The organism is Paenibacillus sp. FSL P2-0322 (assembly GCF_037975315.1).
GTDB classification, from domain to species: domain Bacteria; phylum Bacillota; class Bacilli; order Paenibacillales; family Paenibacillaceae; genus Paenibacillus; species Paenibacillus polymyxa_B.
Window position 1 is genome coordinate 4,437,136 of record NZ_CP150243.1, and the last position, 13,905, is coordinate 4,451,040.

Below are 13,905 nucleotides of genomic sequence, written 5' to 3' on the forward strand. Positions count from 1 at the left end.
CCAATAGAAAAGCGATGAATTCAGTAGAAACCAAGGAGAAAAAGCAGGAGAAATTCGAAGAAAAACATGTTATATCATTACATTTTATATTAAAAATTGATATATAATCATATATTATGGAATAGTATAAAGTTATCAAAACAGATATACAAGTCATTTTTTTGCATTTTTCTTGAAATTCTATGACTTTTATATTCTTTTATGTACGAAAACCCCTTTTTGCGGCTACGTAATAGTGCAATACACGGTTAATAGGTGTATGCAATCTCTGTACGAGCCGCTCAAAGGGATTTTCGGGGGTCTTTCTTAATCCTATCTTTCGCTCTATATCTTGTTCATTGGAAGTCGCTTATAGGATTTTTGCAAAATCCTCACTTAAGTACGGAGTTCACCGCAGCAAGCGCGTCGATCAGACCATATCCGTAACCATTGTTCGGTGAAGTCCGATACTGGCTATCTGTCAGCGGCGTCGCTGTTTTTGAAATAACATCCTCCAGTTGATCCACAGTCAAAGATGGCTTGGCCTGAAGCAGTAATGCCGCTAATCCAGCAGTATGCGGGCCTGCCATAGAAGTACCGTTCCATCCCCCCTCATACACTCCACCCGGTACAGAAGAACGGATGTTCACACCAGGAGCCGAAATTTCAGGCTTCACTTCGCCATAAGGAGAAGGACCGCGCAGCGAGAAGCTGGCCAGCTTGTTGTTTACGTCCGTGGCTCCTGTCGCATAAGCTTCCGGTAGATTCGCCGGATTGGCTACAGACCCAGGTCCGCCCGGATTGGACAATGTTGTGTTGCCAGCGGAGAACTCAGGGAAAATCTGAGCCGCTCTCCACGCCTTGGTGACTGGACGATACCATTCATCCAGGCCAGGTCCACCGCCCCAAGAGTTATTCACCACATCCGGTGCAAGCTCAGGGTGCTTTTTACCGTTTTTATCTACAGGAGCAAGAATCCACTGTCCACCGTCCAGTAAGATGGAGTCGGTGGTATCTGGATTGAATACTCGAACCGCAATCCATTTGGCGCCGGGAGCAACACCGATTTCATTCGTACCGTTGCTGTCCGAGCCAACGCTCGTCCCCATCGTATGTGTACCATGTCCATTTGAATCAGTTGGCAGCGATGCTCCATTAACCGCATCATACCAGCTCAGTTCTGGATTAACGACCTGGCCGGAAGCGTTCAGACCACGCCATTTTCTTTTCAGTGCCGGGTGAGTATATTCAACGCCTGTATCCAGATTGGCGACAACAATGCCTTTGCCGTCAATGCCTTTGGCCCAAACCTGTGGTGCTTTGATTTTAGAAATATTCCACTCGACACGGCTTGGCGTTACCGCATCCTTATACACGGATTCTTCCACCGATTTTTGCGCATTCTCTTCCGTCACAGCCGTATCTACAGCGGCTTGATCTGCAACCGCTTGGTCAGCTGTAGATTCCTCAACTACGGGCTGGGCATCCTTATCTATTTCTACCTTTTGCAGTTCCCGCTTTTCATCCGGTAAAATTTTGTCGATCTCAGGAAGTGTGGCGAGATTATCCATGACCTCTTTGGTGCTGGTTACCGCAAATGCGTTCACGATAAAGTAACTCTTGTATTTTTTGACGTTTCCGTTATTGACTTCCTTCTTTAAGTATTCTTCCACGGATTGTTGCGTTTTTTCTGCTGTATCCATGAGAGAGTTCACAACCGTTGTACGTACAGAAAGCTTAGCAGCAGCGGGTGAAATTTGCTCTGCAGAGGCCTTTTGGAAAGCATGCTTGGCAACTGACTCCGTATCCACCTGATCCTTCAATTTAACCAGATAGGTGACATACTCACTGGCACTGAATTGTTGGTTCAGCTTGGCTGAAACCTTGGCGGAAATGGTTGATCCTCCTGCTGAGGTGGTTGTGCTGGAATCTCCATATACCGGAGAAATTAGAGAAAAAGCAAGAAGAGCGGTAAAACTGACCGACAGCGTCTTTTTGATATTTTTCGACTTAATCAATACTTTCCCTCTCCCTTTACTTGGTTTTTTAATTCTCAAGGACAACCTTCCGGGTAGCTACGTCAAAAGTTCACAAAATAGCCTCTGGTACTCACCTCCTTTAAAAAATATAGATTCCGCTGGGGTGAAATCCATAGGTCATCATCTGAGGTGAATAACCCTTGGTGCAGACCGCAAAGAACGAGCATCGGGTATGAACAGGTGGACAAGTTTGAAAATAGTAAGTGAAAAAAATGAAGAAAAAGGTAGGGTAAGAAACTAGAAGTGATCGAGGAGGTTGATAAGCAAGTATTAAAATACAATTTAAAACAAAAGAATGAAACATATGGTATCTTTTGAATCTAGTATAGTGTCATAAAATCAGATATTCAAGCATTTTTTTGAATTTTATTCCTTTTTTTCTTTAAGAAGAGAAAAATCTCTTCCATTTTCGAAGCAAATGCAAGTCTTCATTGTGCACTTGGTTTCGGAGATTAGAAGAGATTTTTCGGCATTCAGCAACAAATTTAAAAGAGTGTTATCTGCCGCTATTTACTGGTAAGGGAACCGAAATGGCTCCGTCTGGAAAGGAAGATTTGGTTTGCTGCGATCTGCGGCACAGACTCGTACATTCTCGGAAAGCCATTTGCCTGCATCCACAGCAATGATCCTGATTCACCAGCGCAAGGGCAGCCGTAAGGGCCTCTCCTGTATGTTCGAAAAAATGCTTTTGTCCAATCATGTCGTAGCATCCGGTTTTCTGTAGTAATGCCAGCGGTTGAGGCTGGAGTCCGGAAACAAGCACCGTCCCGCCAGACTTCCGGTATTTCTGAATTAATGCGGTAAAGTTACCTTCTCCCGTCATATCCATAAAAGGGACCTTTCCCATACGCAACAACAAAATCCCTTGTAGGTGGTCAGTCTGACCTCCCACACCTGAGTTTTCCAATACCGAAGCTGCACCGAAAAATAGAGGGCCTTCCACATTGTAAATAGCCACCTGTGGACAATCATGCTGATCTGTGACCATATGCGCGCCTACTTTTTCATGTTTTACAGAAGGATCAGGAAGTACCTTGTCTACTGAAAGTGTATTGCTCATACGTTTAACAAACAATACAACCGCCAGAATTAAACCCACCTCCACAGCCGTTGTCAGCGTCGTAAATACCGTCAGCAAAAAGGTGACAACCAGCACAATAGAATCCGCTGTCCGCGTTTTGAGAATGTGCGCAAAATGCTTGCGCTCACTCATATTCCACGCTACTACCATCAGCACCGGAGCCATACTGGCCAACGGAATATTAGATGCATAAGGTGCAAAAAGCACCAGAATGAGGAGCACCACGAACCCATGTACGATGCCTGACATAGGAGAAACAGCACCGTTACGGATATTTGTGGCGGTGCGGGCAATTGCACCTGTCGCAGGAATACCTCCGAACAGCGGTGTCAGCAAATTAGCAATCCCTTGTCCAACCAGTTCACGATTGCTGTTATGCCTGGCTCCCGTCATACCGTCAGCTACCACCGCTGAAAGCAGAGATTCAATAGCTCCCAGCATTGCAATAACAAGTGCTGGCGGCAAGAGTTTCACGATCAAATCCCACGTCATCACAGGAATATGTAGCTCAGGTAAAGATGCTGGAATTGCGCCATACGCAGATCCAATGGTAGCCACCTGCCCTGGAAAAAGTAAAGCTGCCACCAGCGTTGACAAGAGTAGGCCAACCAGTGAGCCGGGTATCTTGGGCCATTTTTTAGGCACCAAAATAAGCGCGGCAAGACAGATACAAGCCGTCAGGATACTATATACATTCAGTGAAGGCAGTCGATGGATGAGCTCTGCCATGGAAGGCAGAAAAGTTTCATGTCGCTCTACCCCGCGCAAGCCGAGAAAGTTAGCAATCTGACCGCTGAATATTGTCACGGCAATTCCGGCCGTAAAGCCAATTGTTACTGGCTTGGGAATAAACTTAATCAGTGCCCCCAGCCTTAGCACACCCATTAAAATGAGCATAATGCCCGCCATAAAACCGGCTATGAGTAGGTTCTCATAACCGTATTGCATGACAATAGCCAGCAAAATCGGAATAAATGCACCAGTAGGTCCTCCGATCTGGAATTTGGACCCTCCCAGCAGCGAAACCAAAATCCCCGCAACAATGGTCGTATACAGCCCATATTCCGGCTTTACTCCTGATGCAATGGCAAACGCCATACCGAGCGGAATCGCCACAATTGCTACAATACTTCCGGAAATTAGATCCTTTCGCAAAGCCCCTGCGTTATAGCCTTCGAACCTTCCTATCCACTTCATTCCTATAACCCTTCTTTTCTGTAATAGCATTACTTCTCGTTACGTATACCTTCCAGCAACGAGATAGCTTCGACCAAATGATTGTCAAAAATCCGCCGCGCCACCGCAAGCAGCTCCGTCAAAAGCGGATCACGTAGTGAATATACAACCGATGTACCTTCCTTGAAGCTGTTCACCAAATTTTTGGCCCGTAAAACGGCCAATTGCTGCGATACGGCAGAACCTTCGGAACCGAGCGCAGTCTGCAGCTCGTTCACATTCCGTTCCCCTTCACTCAGCACCTCCAAAATGCGGATGCGCAGAGGGTGAGCCAATGCTTTGAAAAAGTCGGCCTTAAATTTCTGGAGATCTCCTTCCATGCCTGCTCCGTCCCCCTCACAGAATTGTCCTATAAACGATCAACAATATCTGAATATTTGAATATTCAGTACAATAACAGCTTTAGGCCAATTGAACTATGATGTTACTCACACTTCACCATGAGTAAAGTCACATTCTCCCACACTTCTATCTTTCAGGGGTTGACAGCTTCCACAGGTTTCCATTAACATAGCAATTAACTTTAAGAAAAGGGGGCCGACAGACATGACCGAGCTTTATATGATAACGACAGACAGGCAGCATGATACAACCACATATTTGTGTTTTCGTCTCATCGGCCCCGTTCGGGCGACATGATGGGTGATATCACGCTGTCTGACGGCGTGATTAGCCAGGCTTTTTTATTTTTTTATGCTATTGGAAGAACAGGTTATTTTACGTATTTATGAGTTGATCATAAAATGTAATGACACTTTCGGTGCAGGAAGCCGTAGACGACAAGTCTGCGGTTTTTTTTGTTTTTTAAATCTTTTTATGCAAGTATTTATGAATTTACATGAAGAAGGGAACTACCCATTTATATGAATATACAACATACAACCAACTCGTCCTTGCATGAAGGACCATACAGCCATCTGATGAAGCTTCCGGCAGGTGATCTAACCGTATATGCTTCTCAGCAACTTTTCTCCTCACTGGATTACAAGGTGTTCGAGATGGCTAATAACAATTTACAAATTCCTGGTATCCGCTATATGGGATACACACCAGATGTACATGTAGGCGTCGGAACCTGCATCGGTACGACTGCTGTATGGGGAATGGAGGACGGCTATGTATCTCCCTCCATCGTCGGCAGCGATATTGGCTGTGGCATGCGCGTACACCTGACCAATCTGCACAAGGATGCTTTGAAGGAAACCAAGCTGCGCCGTAAGCTGGTCAAAACCATCGACAAATACTTGCCCATGGAAGTCCACCAGCGCGGGCATTATTCGGATATCCGACTGGAGCATATTGTACGCAAGGGTCTGCACGGCTTACCCAACAAATATATTCCGGACAGCTACACTCCTAAGAAATCCACCTCACTCACCCATGTAGAGCACAGTAAGTTCTCCTTTGACGAGGAGGTGCTGAATCTTGTCGAAGACCGTACATGGCATCGGGCTCACCGACAGCTCGGCACACTGGGTGGAGGCAATCATTTCGTCGAAATTCAGGCGATTGAAATCGCTGAGGAAAACCGCGAAACAGCTGAAGCATGGGGTATGTTCGACGGTCAGGTGGCTGTGATGATTCATTCTGGATCGCGGGCTTGGGGTGGAGCAGTCAGCCAGGCCAGTTCATCTGCTATTGCCAAGACGATGAGCCGTCTCGGACTCGGCACCTCTGACCCGAGACTGGTATTCGCACCGCTGGACCATCCCGAGGCTGCACATTATGTCGATATGATGTATTCGGCGCTGAATTATGCCGTGGTAAACCGACATCTCATCGCATACTCGGTGCGTGAAGCCTTCCGCGATGTCTTTGGTACAAAGTGCGAGTTGCGTACTTTGTATGATCTAATGCACAATTATGCTTGGGAGGAATCCCATCCGGATCACGGCAGCGTGTTTGTGCATCGTAAAGGTGCTACGCGTGCTCTTCCAGCAGGACACCCTGACAATCCGCGGCCTTATCAGGCGACAGGGCATCCGGCCCTGATCCCCGGCTCTATGGGGACAGCCTCTTATATTATGGTAGGTTTACCGGGCGGTCAGGATAACTTCCACTCCATTTGTCATGGAGCAGGCCGTATTCGTTCGCGTTCTGCGACCAAACGACTCGTCAGTGTGGACGATTTTGCAGGGGCCCTGGGTGTAGGGACAGACGACGAAATTGTGGTCAATCAGGCATCACTGGAAAGCATTATCGACGAATCTCCGCAAGCCTACAAAAATGTAGATGATATTATCGAAAGTGTCACCGGGGCAGGACTCGCAGCAGTTGTAGCCAAATGCAAGCCGCTAGCCGCCCTGAAAGGAGCCAAATAATTTGAGTATAGACATCCCAGCTATTTACGAATTTGATGAACGTACAGATGGGCGCATTACCGGTTATGCCGCTTATGCCCGTCTGATCGACGGTATCAGTGAAGCACTCTATAACCGCTACGGCGTAAAATACGTGCTGTATGCCAGCGATGATCCCAATATTGAGTATTGGGATTTACTGGAGGAGGACATTCGTGCAGGCAGTCCCGATCTGGAGCATGTAGCACGGGTCTTCGATCGTCTGGAGGAACGCACCATCCAGTATGACGATGACGGGCCGACTCCTGAATATGGCGTGCATCTGTCGATGCGTAATAATGTATTCGCCTATCCCAAGTGGGGCATCGCGCTGGCGCGAGTTCCCTTTTTCCGTGAGAATGGCGTGTACAATGAAGATTACGTATTTGCGATAGGCGACCAAGAGCTGCAAGGCTTCCTCGCGGGAGTACGCGGTCGTGAACGTAAGCAGAATATGAAGCGTGTCACCGTTTTTACCGACACAAGCCGTGGACTTTCTCGGCAGGCAGAGCCGATAACCCGCGCAATTACGCGGGATGACGTGATTTTGAAAGCGGAAATAAAACGGGATATTTTCCGATCACTCGATCAGTTTTTTGAAGCGGATCGTACCTTCTATCAGACTTATAACATTCCTTACAAGCGTGGTATTCTGCTATACGGCCATCCGGGCAACGGTAAAACAACACTTGTAAAATCAATTGCCAGCAGTGTACCGGGTCCGGCAGCCTACTGGCAAATTACGGAGTATACAACCAGTGAATCGGTCAAAGAGGTGTTCGAGGCGGCTACTCGCCTGGCTCCGATGGTACTGGTTATTGAGGACATTGATTCCATGCCTCAGGAGGTGCGTTCTTTTTTCCTGAATACCCTCGACGGTGCTACATCCAAGGAGGGCATCTTCCTGATCGGAACGACCAATTATCCCGAAAAAATCGACCCAGGTCTGATGAACCGGGCAGGGCGTTTCGACCGGGCTTATGAAATCAGTTTGCCTGACGAAGCGCTGCGATTGGCGTATCTCAAGCTGCGCAACTTCCTTGTTTTTGCAGGGGAAACAGGTACACAGAAGGCGGCAGCCATGACTGACGGGTTTTCGCTGGCACAGCTCGGAGAACTGTATGTCAGCACTGCGCTGGAGTGGCATGAGCAGGGAAAAGCCGATATTGAACTGATTATCAAAGGTATGCGAGGCGAGCTCGATAAGAGCCGTAAGCAGGACTGGTTAAAAAATGTGGCCGAAGGACGAGTCGGGTTCTTCTGAGTTATCCTTTCATTGCCTTATCAAGAAATTTATGTTACGTTCATAAATAATAAAGTATCGAAAGGGTGACCTTAAGCCAATGATCTACTAATCCTATTCCACCAAAGAAAAAAATCGTAATCTTACGAATTTTCTGGATAGGATTAGTGTAGGCTTTGGGTATTCACGATAAGAGCATTGCTTCTTTGACGGGAGCAGTGTATCTTCTTGTTCGCACGTCTACCTCCTATCCAGAAACCAATGGATAAGGAGGTTTTTTGCATGAAAAGAATACTTGGAATTCTAATGATTAATATCTTCATCGTTATGGTGGGCGTTGGTTTAATTACCCCCATCCTGCCAGAACTGATCATTGAGTTTGGAGCCAGTGGACGGGCTATCGGTTTATTGGTAGCAGCCTATGGCATGACACAATTCCTGCTCTCTCCCCTGACTGGACAGCTGTCTGATCGATATGGGAGAAAGGCATTCATCGTCGTAGGTGTCATTGTTTTTGCTGTGGCTAAATTTATCTTTGCTATTGGAGATGAGCTGTGGATGCTGTATACCTCAAGAATTCTGGAAGGAATGGCAGCAGCCCTGATTGTTCCACCCATGATGGCATATGTAGCGGATATTACAACAACCGAAGAACGCGCCAAAGGAAATAGCCTGCTAGCCGCAGCCATGTCATTCGGATTTGTTATTGGACCTGGACTGGGTGGTTTTCTTGCAGGATATGGAACGAGAGTGCCGCTTTACGCAGCGACAGGTGCTGCTATGGTTGCTGTTATTTTTTCAGTGTTTTGTTTGCCTGAAAGTTTATCGAAAGAGCAAATGAAAGCAGCGCGGGCAAGAATGATTCAGAAGGAATCTATTTACAAACAATACGCGAGATCGTTGAAGTCAAAATATACGATGCTCTTTGTACTTGTCTTGGTGATGACCTTTGGACTCGCTAATTTTGAATCTGTTCTTGGTTTATATGTAACGAACCGCTTCCAATTCTCACCTCAAAATATTGCTGTCATTCTGACCGCAGGTGCTGTGATCGGAGTCGGTATGCAAGCATTAGTTGTTGCTAAAATAATCAATAAGTTTGGTGAACAAAGGGTGATCAAAGGATCGCTTCTTTTCACCTCAGTTGCTTATATTTTATTTCTCTTAGCCAAAGATTTTTGGAGTATCTTCCTTGTCACTTCCCTTATTTTCTTTGCCACAGCTATGCTTCGTCCAGCTCTTAATACACAATTATCGAAGATGGCCGGGAATGAGCAAGGATATGTAGCGGGTATGAATAATGCCTATATGAGTGTCGGGAATATTTTAGGCCCTACTCTAGCGGGATTTTTATTTGATGCAAATCTGTTCGCTCCATTCATAGCAGGCTGTTGTATTCTGTTGATTACTTTTTTGCTTACATTAAAATTGAAATAAAAGAGGACAACTGATGAGCAAAAGGCAGCTACGGGTGCGAGGCTTATTTTTCAATGCCCGGCTGTAGCTGCCTTTTTATTCAGTCTAAACGCTTATTTTAATAAATACTGTAATTCCCTTTATTCCGATTCCCCGCTCAGACGATTCAAAAACTGAATAGCCCGTGGACTGGTGGGCTGCTCCAGAACCTCATGCGGCGTACCCTGCTCAACGATTACACCCTGATCCATCAAAATCACATGGTCCGCGACCTCAGCTGCAAATTTCATTTCGTGGGTGACAATGACCATGGTCATCCCTTCGGCAGCCAGTTGCTTCATGACCTTAAGCACCTCGCCTACCAACTCGGGATCAAGCGCAGAGGTCGGCTCGTCGAACAATAGTACCTCAGGTTCGACCGCCATTGCCCGGGCAATACCGACCCGTTGCTGCTGTCCTCCCGATAACTGATGCGGATAAGATTCCGCTTTATCAGCCAACCCCACTTTTTTAAGCAACTCCAATGCACGTTTGCGCGCCTCATCCTTGCTCTTTTTCTGAACCGTGACTTGGCCCTCCATCACATTTTGTACTGCTGTCATATGCGGGAAGAGATTGTAGGCTTGAAATACCATCCCTGTCCGCTTGCGCAGCGCCAAAATGTTTTCTTGCCGGAGCTTCGTTCCTTTCGCAAAATTCAGTACAATATCCCCTACTTGGATCTCTCCTTGGTCAGGAATTTCCAGCAAATTCAAGCAGCGTAAAAGCGTTGTTTTACCAGAACCTGAAGGACCGATGATAACAAGCACTTTCCCCTTACCCAACGTCACGTCAACACCCTTAAGCACTTCCAGCGAGCCGAACGATTTGTGTATATTCCGAATTTGGATCACCGGTACAATCTCCTTTATCTGACGGAAAAACGGCCTAGTCGCTTCTCCAGGTAATTTTGCAGCACAGTCAAAATGGTGCTAAACAGTAGGTAAATAATCCCCGCCTCGGTATACACCAATAGCGGTTCGTATGTGGTAGCTACAATCTGGTTAGCCGTTCTGAACATTTCCACATAAGTGATGGTCGCAGCCAGTGAGGTATCCTTCACTAAGCTGATGAATGAATTAGCCAACGGAGGTACGGACACACGGGATGCTTGCGGAAGCACGATACGCCGCAATACTTGCCAGCGCGTCATACCCAGAGAGTATCCCGCCTCCCATTGGCCTTCCTGAATGGATATGATAGCCGCACGCATAATTTCAGAGCTATAAGCCCCTACGCTGAGGGTAAAGCCGATCACTGAAGCAATAAACGGGTCCAGTGTAATACCCACGGAAGGTAAACCATAGAAAATAATATACAATTGCACCAGCAAAGGAGTTCCTCGAATCACCCATACATAGAAGCCGAAAATCAGCTTGAGTATTCTCCATTTGGACAGCCGGGCCAACGCTGTAATCAGCGCCAGCACGAGTCCCAGAGCAAAGGAGATAAGCGTGAGCGGAATCGTAAAAGAAACCCCTGCTTTTAGCAGAGGCAATAATGAATCGATAATGATTTGTATTTGACGATCATCCATTGTACAGACATCCTTTGAAAAGATAGGTTTGAGAAGATTCAGTTCGACTTGGCGAACGTTTGGTCTTCATTTATTATTTGGATACGTCAGCTCCAAAATATTTCTCGGAAATTTTCAGGTACGTACCATCAGCCTTCATATCAGCCAGCGCTTTGTTTACTTCCTTGATCAAATCTTCGCTGCCTTTATTGAATACAGCTGCGCTGTGTGAAGCATCTGGAGATTCGTCCACCTTTTTGATGGGTGCGTCAGGCTTTTGCTTTTTCAGATCGAGATAGGATAATCCATCATTGACGGTCGCATCCACCCGTTTGGAAGTGAGGAGGTCGATGGCTTGGTTGAATCCCTCTGTTGCCACAATTTCCGCACCGTTGCTTTTCGCGATTTGAGTCAGGTTACTGGTCAGGGACTGCCCAGCCTTTTTTCCTTTTAGATCAGCAAATTTCTGGATGTCTGTATTGTCTTCGCTTACGATCAGAACTGCCTTGGAGACAATGTACGGATCGGAAAAATCATATTTTTGCTTACGCTCATCTGTAATGGATACTTCATTAAAAACCGTGTCAAACCGCTTGGAGTTCAACCCTGCGAATATGCCATCCCATTGCGTCTCGATAAACTCCGGTTGCACCCCCAGGCGTTTACTCACTTCAGTCGCAATATCGACATCGAAGCCTGTCAGCTTACCAGCAGCATCATGGTAGGTAAACGGAGCATAGGTACCTTCCGTGCCAATTCTTAGCTTGCCGCTTGCTTTTACAGATTCAAGAGTAGCTGTAGCAGTAGTATCTGCTTTTCCATTATTAGATCCGTTATCTCCGGTAGATGCATTATTGGTACTGGCGCCTTTATCGTTGTTACCGCAGGCCGAAACCAGCAATGCCATCACGATGAGTACAATCGGCAAAAAACTAAATTTTTTCATGGTATCCACACTCTTTCCCTTTTTCTTGATAACCTAGCACGCGGCTGGTCATTGAATAGTACATCATTCATTTTCACGCGTCAATGCTTTTATCCAATAATCCCTATGCAAAAGGTAAGTTATATATCTTTGCAGCCTAAAGTTATTCTAGGTTGACTCTTTCATTGGCAGGCTATTCATTACAACTCCCCTCACAGCAACTTTTTTTCTGTACCCTTACGTTAGAGATTTCGTATAATAGGTTTTAATATGCAGTTAAATATTTACCGGAGTGTGATCATGGATACCCAAAATTCAACCTTATCCTCTACATCACCTGAAGGAAGTCACTCGGCCTGGGCTACCTTCACTTCACCTTTAAAACAATCCAAAGCGTTCACCTTGTTGTGGCTTGGACATTGGATCGCAATGTTGGGGAGCTCAGTCACCACAGTCATTTTGCCACTGGTTATCTATTCCCTAACAGGCTCGACTACTATCATGGGACTGGCGATGACTGTTTATATGCTGCCTAACGTACTTATTCTGCCTTTCGCAGGAATGATCGTGGACAGAATTGACCGAATTCGTCTCCTTCTGTTTACGAATATCGCCCGGTTTGGACTGATGTTCATTGCGGCAGTGCTGATGTTTACAGGCGGGATGAAATTGCCGGTTCTATTCGTTGGCCTAGCGTTGTACGGATTGATGGACGGTATCTTTAATCCTGCTTATTCTGCCTTACGCGCACAGGTGTTCACACCGGACATACGTAATGCAGCTAACGCGCTTAGTCAGATCAGTATACAAGCCGTCCGTCTACTTGGCCCTCCGTTAGGAGGCTTCATTGTATCTTTTTCCTCACCGGGTGTCGGCTTTGGACTGGATTCCATCGCTTATCTGATATCTTTTGCCTGTTTTTGGATGCTGAGCGCTCATTTGGCCTCCATCATCGGCAAAGGTCAGGTAGATCCAGAACAGCAAGATCAGGGTGGACAGCATTTTCTCAAGGATTTTATCGCAGGCTTTATCATTCTCAAAAGCCACCCCTGGCTATGGATTACGATTCTTGCCTTTTCCTTCATTAATATTTGTTATTCAGGCATTATCGCTGTACTCATTCCGTGGCTGTTCAAGGTTCATCATGGCTACAATCCAGTCGTATACGGCATTGCGATGGCAAGTAGCGGCATTGGCGCCATGCTGGGGGCCTTTGTGTATGGATCACGCAAACATTGGAAGCATCGCGGTCTGCTCGCATACTTAGGAGCTTTTGTCAGCGGCCTTGCTTTACTACTGTTGTCTGTAGTCACTTGGATGCCAGGACTGATTATGAGCATGATGCTCGAAGGATTTGGCATTATGATATTTGCGATTATCTGGGAGACAAGCCTTCAGGAATTAGTCCCAGCCGAGTCTTTTGGACGTGTAGCTAGTCTGGATCTAATGTTTTCCTTTGCCCTGCTCCCTGTCGGCTATCTGGCCGTAGGTGCTGTAGCGGATAAGCTTGGTGGTATGTTCACAATTGGCATGTTTGCAACCATCGGCATGTGTATCGTGCTCGGCGTTCTAAGTGTTCCTCATATCAGGCGTTTTCAATAGGAAAAATTCGTCACTTTTCCTCAAAAAAAGCTGCTCCCACAGGTTCTTTTTCGAACCTTGCGGAAGCAGCTTCTTTCCATTTTTAGCCTTGTGCCCATAGGGGCTAGTCTATTCAATAATTCGTAAAGTTACCCTCTACTCCGTCCAACGGAACGGAAGATCAAGCTTACAATCACGACCAGCACAATCGCACCAATTAATGCAGGAACGATGTAGAACGATCCGATTTCAGGACCCCAGTTTCCCAGAATCAAGCTACCCAACCATGCGCCGATAAAACCAGCGATGATGTTACCTATCACGCCACCCGGAACATCACGACCTGCAATAATTCCTGCCAACCAACCAATAATACCACCAACAATCAATGCCCATAACCAACTCATTTTGCGTCACCTCGTTTAAGTTTTTATCGTTGTGTTCTATTATTAACCACTCGAACTCCTTTTGAACACACAAAAGACGATTGGTTAATATTACCACAGAACAA

General features: G+C 46.3%; 11 protein-coding genes. 4 read left to right on the forward strand and 7 right to left on the reverse strand.

The genetic code is table 11. From position 1 onward, the window contains the following. Positions 1 to 371: 371 nt before the first annotated feature. The 3 genes from MKY24_RS19550 to MKY24_RS19560 all read right to left on the reverse strand — a co-directional run bounded on the left by MKY24_RS19550 (position 372) and on the right by MKY24_RS19560 (position 4,655). On the reverse strand, positions 372 to 1,997 hold the full coding sequence (locus tag MKY24_RS19550) for a S8 family serine peptidase (protein ID WP_069080315.1): 1,626 nt from the start codon (positions 1,995 to 1,997) through the stop codon (positions 372 to 374). Positions 1,998 to 2,514: 517 nt separating this feature from the next. Then, positions 2,515 to 4,296, reverse strand: coding sequence for a SulP family inorganic anion transporter (locus MKY24_RS19555; protein ID WP_023989820.1), 1,782 nt, complete (start codon positions 4,294 to 4,296; stop codon positions 2,515 to 2,517). Positions 4,297 to 4,325: 29 nt separating this feature from the next. After that, positions 4,326 to 4,655, reverse strand: a complete 330-nt coding sequence (locus MKY24_RS19560; RefSeq protein WP_013311437.1) for a metalloregulator ArsR/SmtB family transcription factor — start codon at positions 4,653 to 4,655, stop codon at positions 4,326 to 4,328. Between the two features lie 543 nt (positions 4,656 to 5,198). Between MKY24_RS19560 and MKY24_RS19565 the strand changes: the two genes are divergently transcribed. The 3 genes from MKY24_RS19565 (at position 5,199) to MKY24_RS19575 (ending at position 9,354) form a co-directional block, all read left to right on the forward strand. Continuing rightward, on the forward strand, positions 5,199 to 6,656 hold the full coding sequence (locus MKY24_RS19565) for an RtcB family protein (RefSeq protein ID WP_071558392.1): 1,458 nt from the start codon (positions 5,199 to 5,201) through the stop codon (positions 6,654 to 6,656). 1 nt (position 6,657) lies between these two features. After that, a complete protein-coding gene (locus tag MKY24_RS19570) occupies positions 6,658 to 7,938 on the forward strand; it encodes an ATP-binding protein (RefSeq protein ID WP_023989822.1) in 1,281 nt (426 codons plus the stop codon). Positions 7,939 to 8,199: 261 nt separating this feature from the next. Further along, positions 8,200 to 9,354, forward strand: coding sequence for an MFS transporter (locus MKY24_RS19575; protein WP_339200684.1), 1,155 nt, complete (start codon positions 8,200 to 8,202; stop codon positions 9,352 to 9,354). A 119-nt stretch (positions 9,355 to 9,473) separates the two neighbouring features. Here the strand turns inward: MKY24_RS19575 and MKY24_RS19580 are convergent, their stop codons facing one another. The 3 genes from MKY24_RS19580 to MKY24_RS19590 form a co-directional block, all read right to left on the reverse strand. Continuing rightward, complete coding sequence (locus MKY24_RS19580) at positions 9,474 to 10,226, reverse strand: amino acid ABC transporter ATP-binding protein (protein WP_279835810.1); 753 nt, start codon at positions 10,224 to 10,226, stop codon at positions 9,474 to 9,476. Positions 10,227 to 10,240: 14 nt separating this feature from the next. Beyond that, complete coding sequence (locus tag MKY24_RS19585; protein WP_028542488.1) at positions 10,241 to 10,909, reverse strand: amino acid ABC transporter permease; 669 nt, start codon at positions 10,907 to 10,909, stop codon at positions 10,241 to 10,243. A 73-nt stretch (positions 10,910 to 10,982) separates the two neighbouring features. After that, a complete protein-coding gene (locus tag MKY24_RS19590; protein ID WP_023989826.1) occupies positions 10,983 to 11,834 on the reverse strand; it encodes an amino acid ABC transporter substrate-binding protein in 852 nt (283 codons plus the stop codon). A 279-nt stretch (positions 11,835 to 12,113) separates the two neighbouring features. Here MKY24_RS19590 and MKY24_RS19595 point away from each other — a divergent pair, with 279 nt between their 5' ends. After that, positions 12,114 to 13,415: an MFS transporter gene (locus tag MKY24_RS19595; RefSeq protein WP_053325926.1), complete on the forward strand. Its 1,302-nt coding sequence runs from the start codon at positions 12,114 to 12,116 to the stop codon at positions 13,413 to 13,415. A gap of 128 nt (positions 13,416 to 13,543) precedes the next feature. Here MKY24_RS19595 and MKY24_RS19600 read toward each other — a convergent pair whose 3' ends face one another. Continuing rightward, positions 13,544 to 13,801 carry a GlsB/YeaQ/YmgE family stress response membrane protein gene (locus MKY24_RS19600; protein WP_023989828.1) on the reverse strand — a complete coding sequence of 86 codons (258 nt, stop codon included), beginning with the start codon at positions 13,799 to 13,801 and terminating at the stop codon, positions 13,544 to 13,546. Positions 13,802 to 13,905 lie beyond the last annotated feature (104 nt).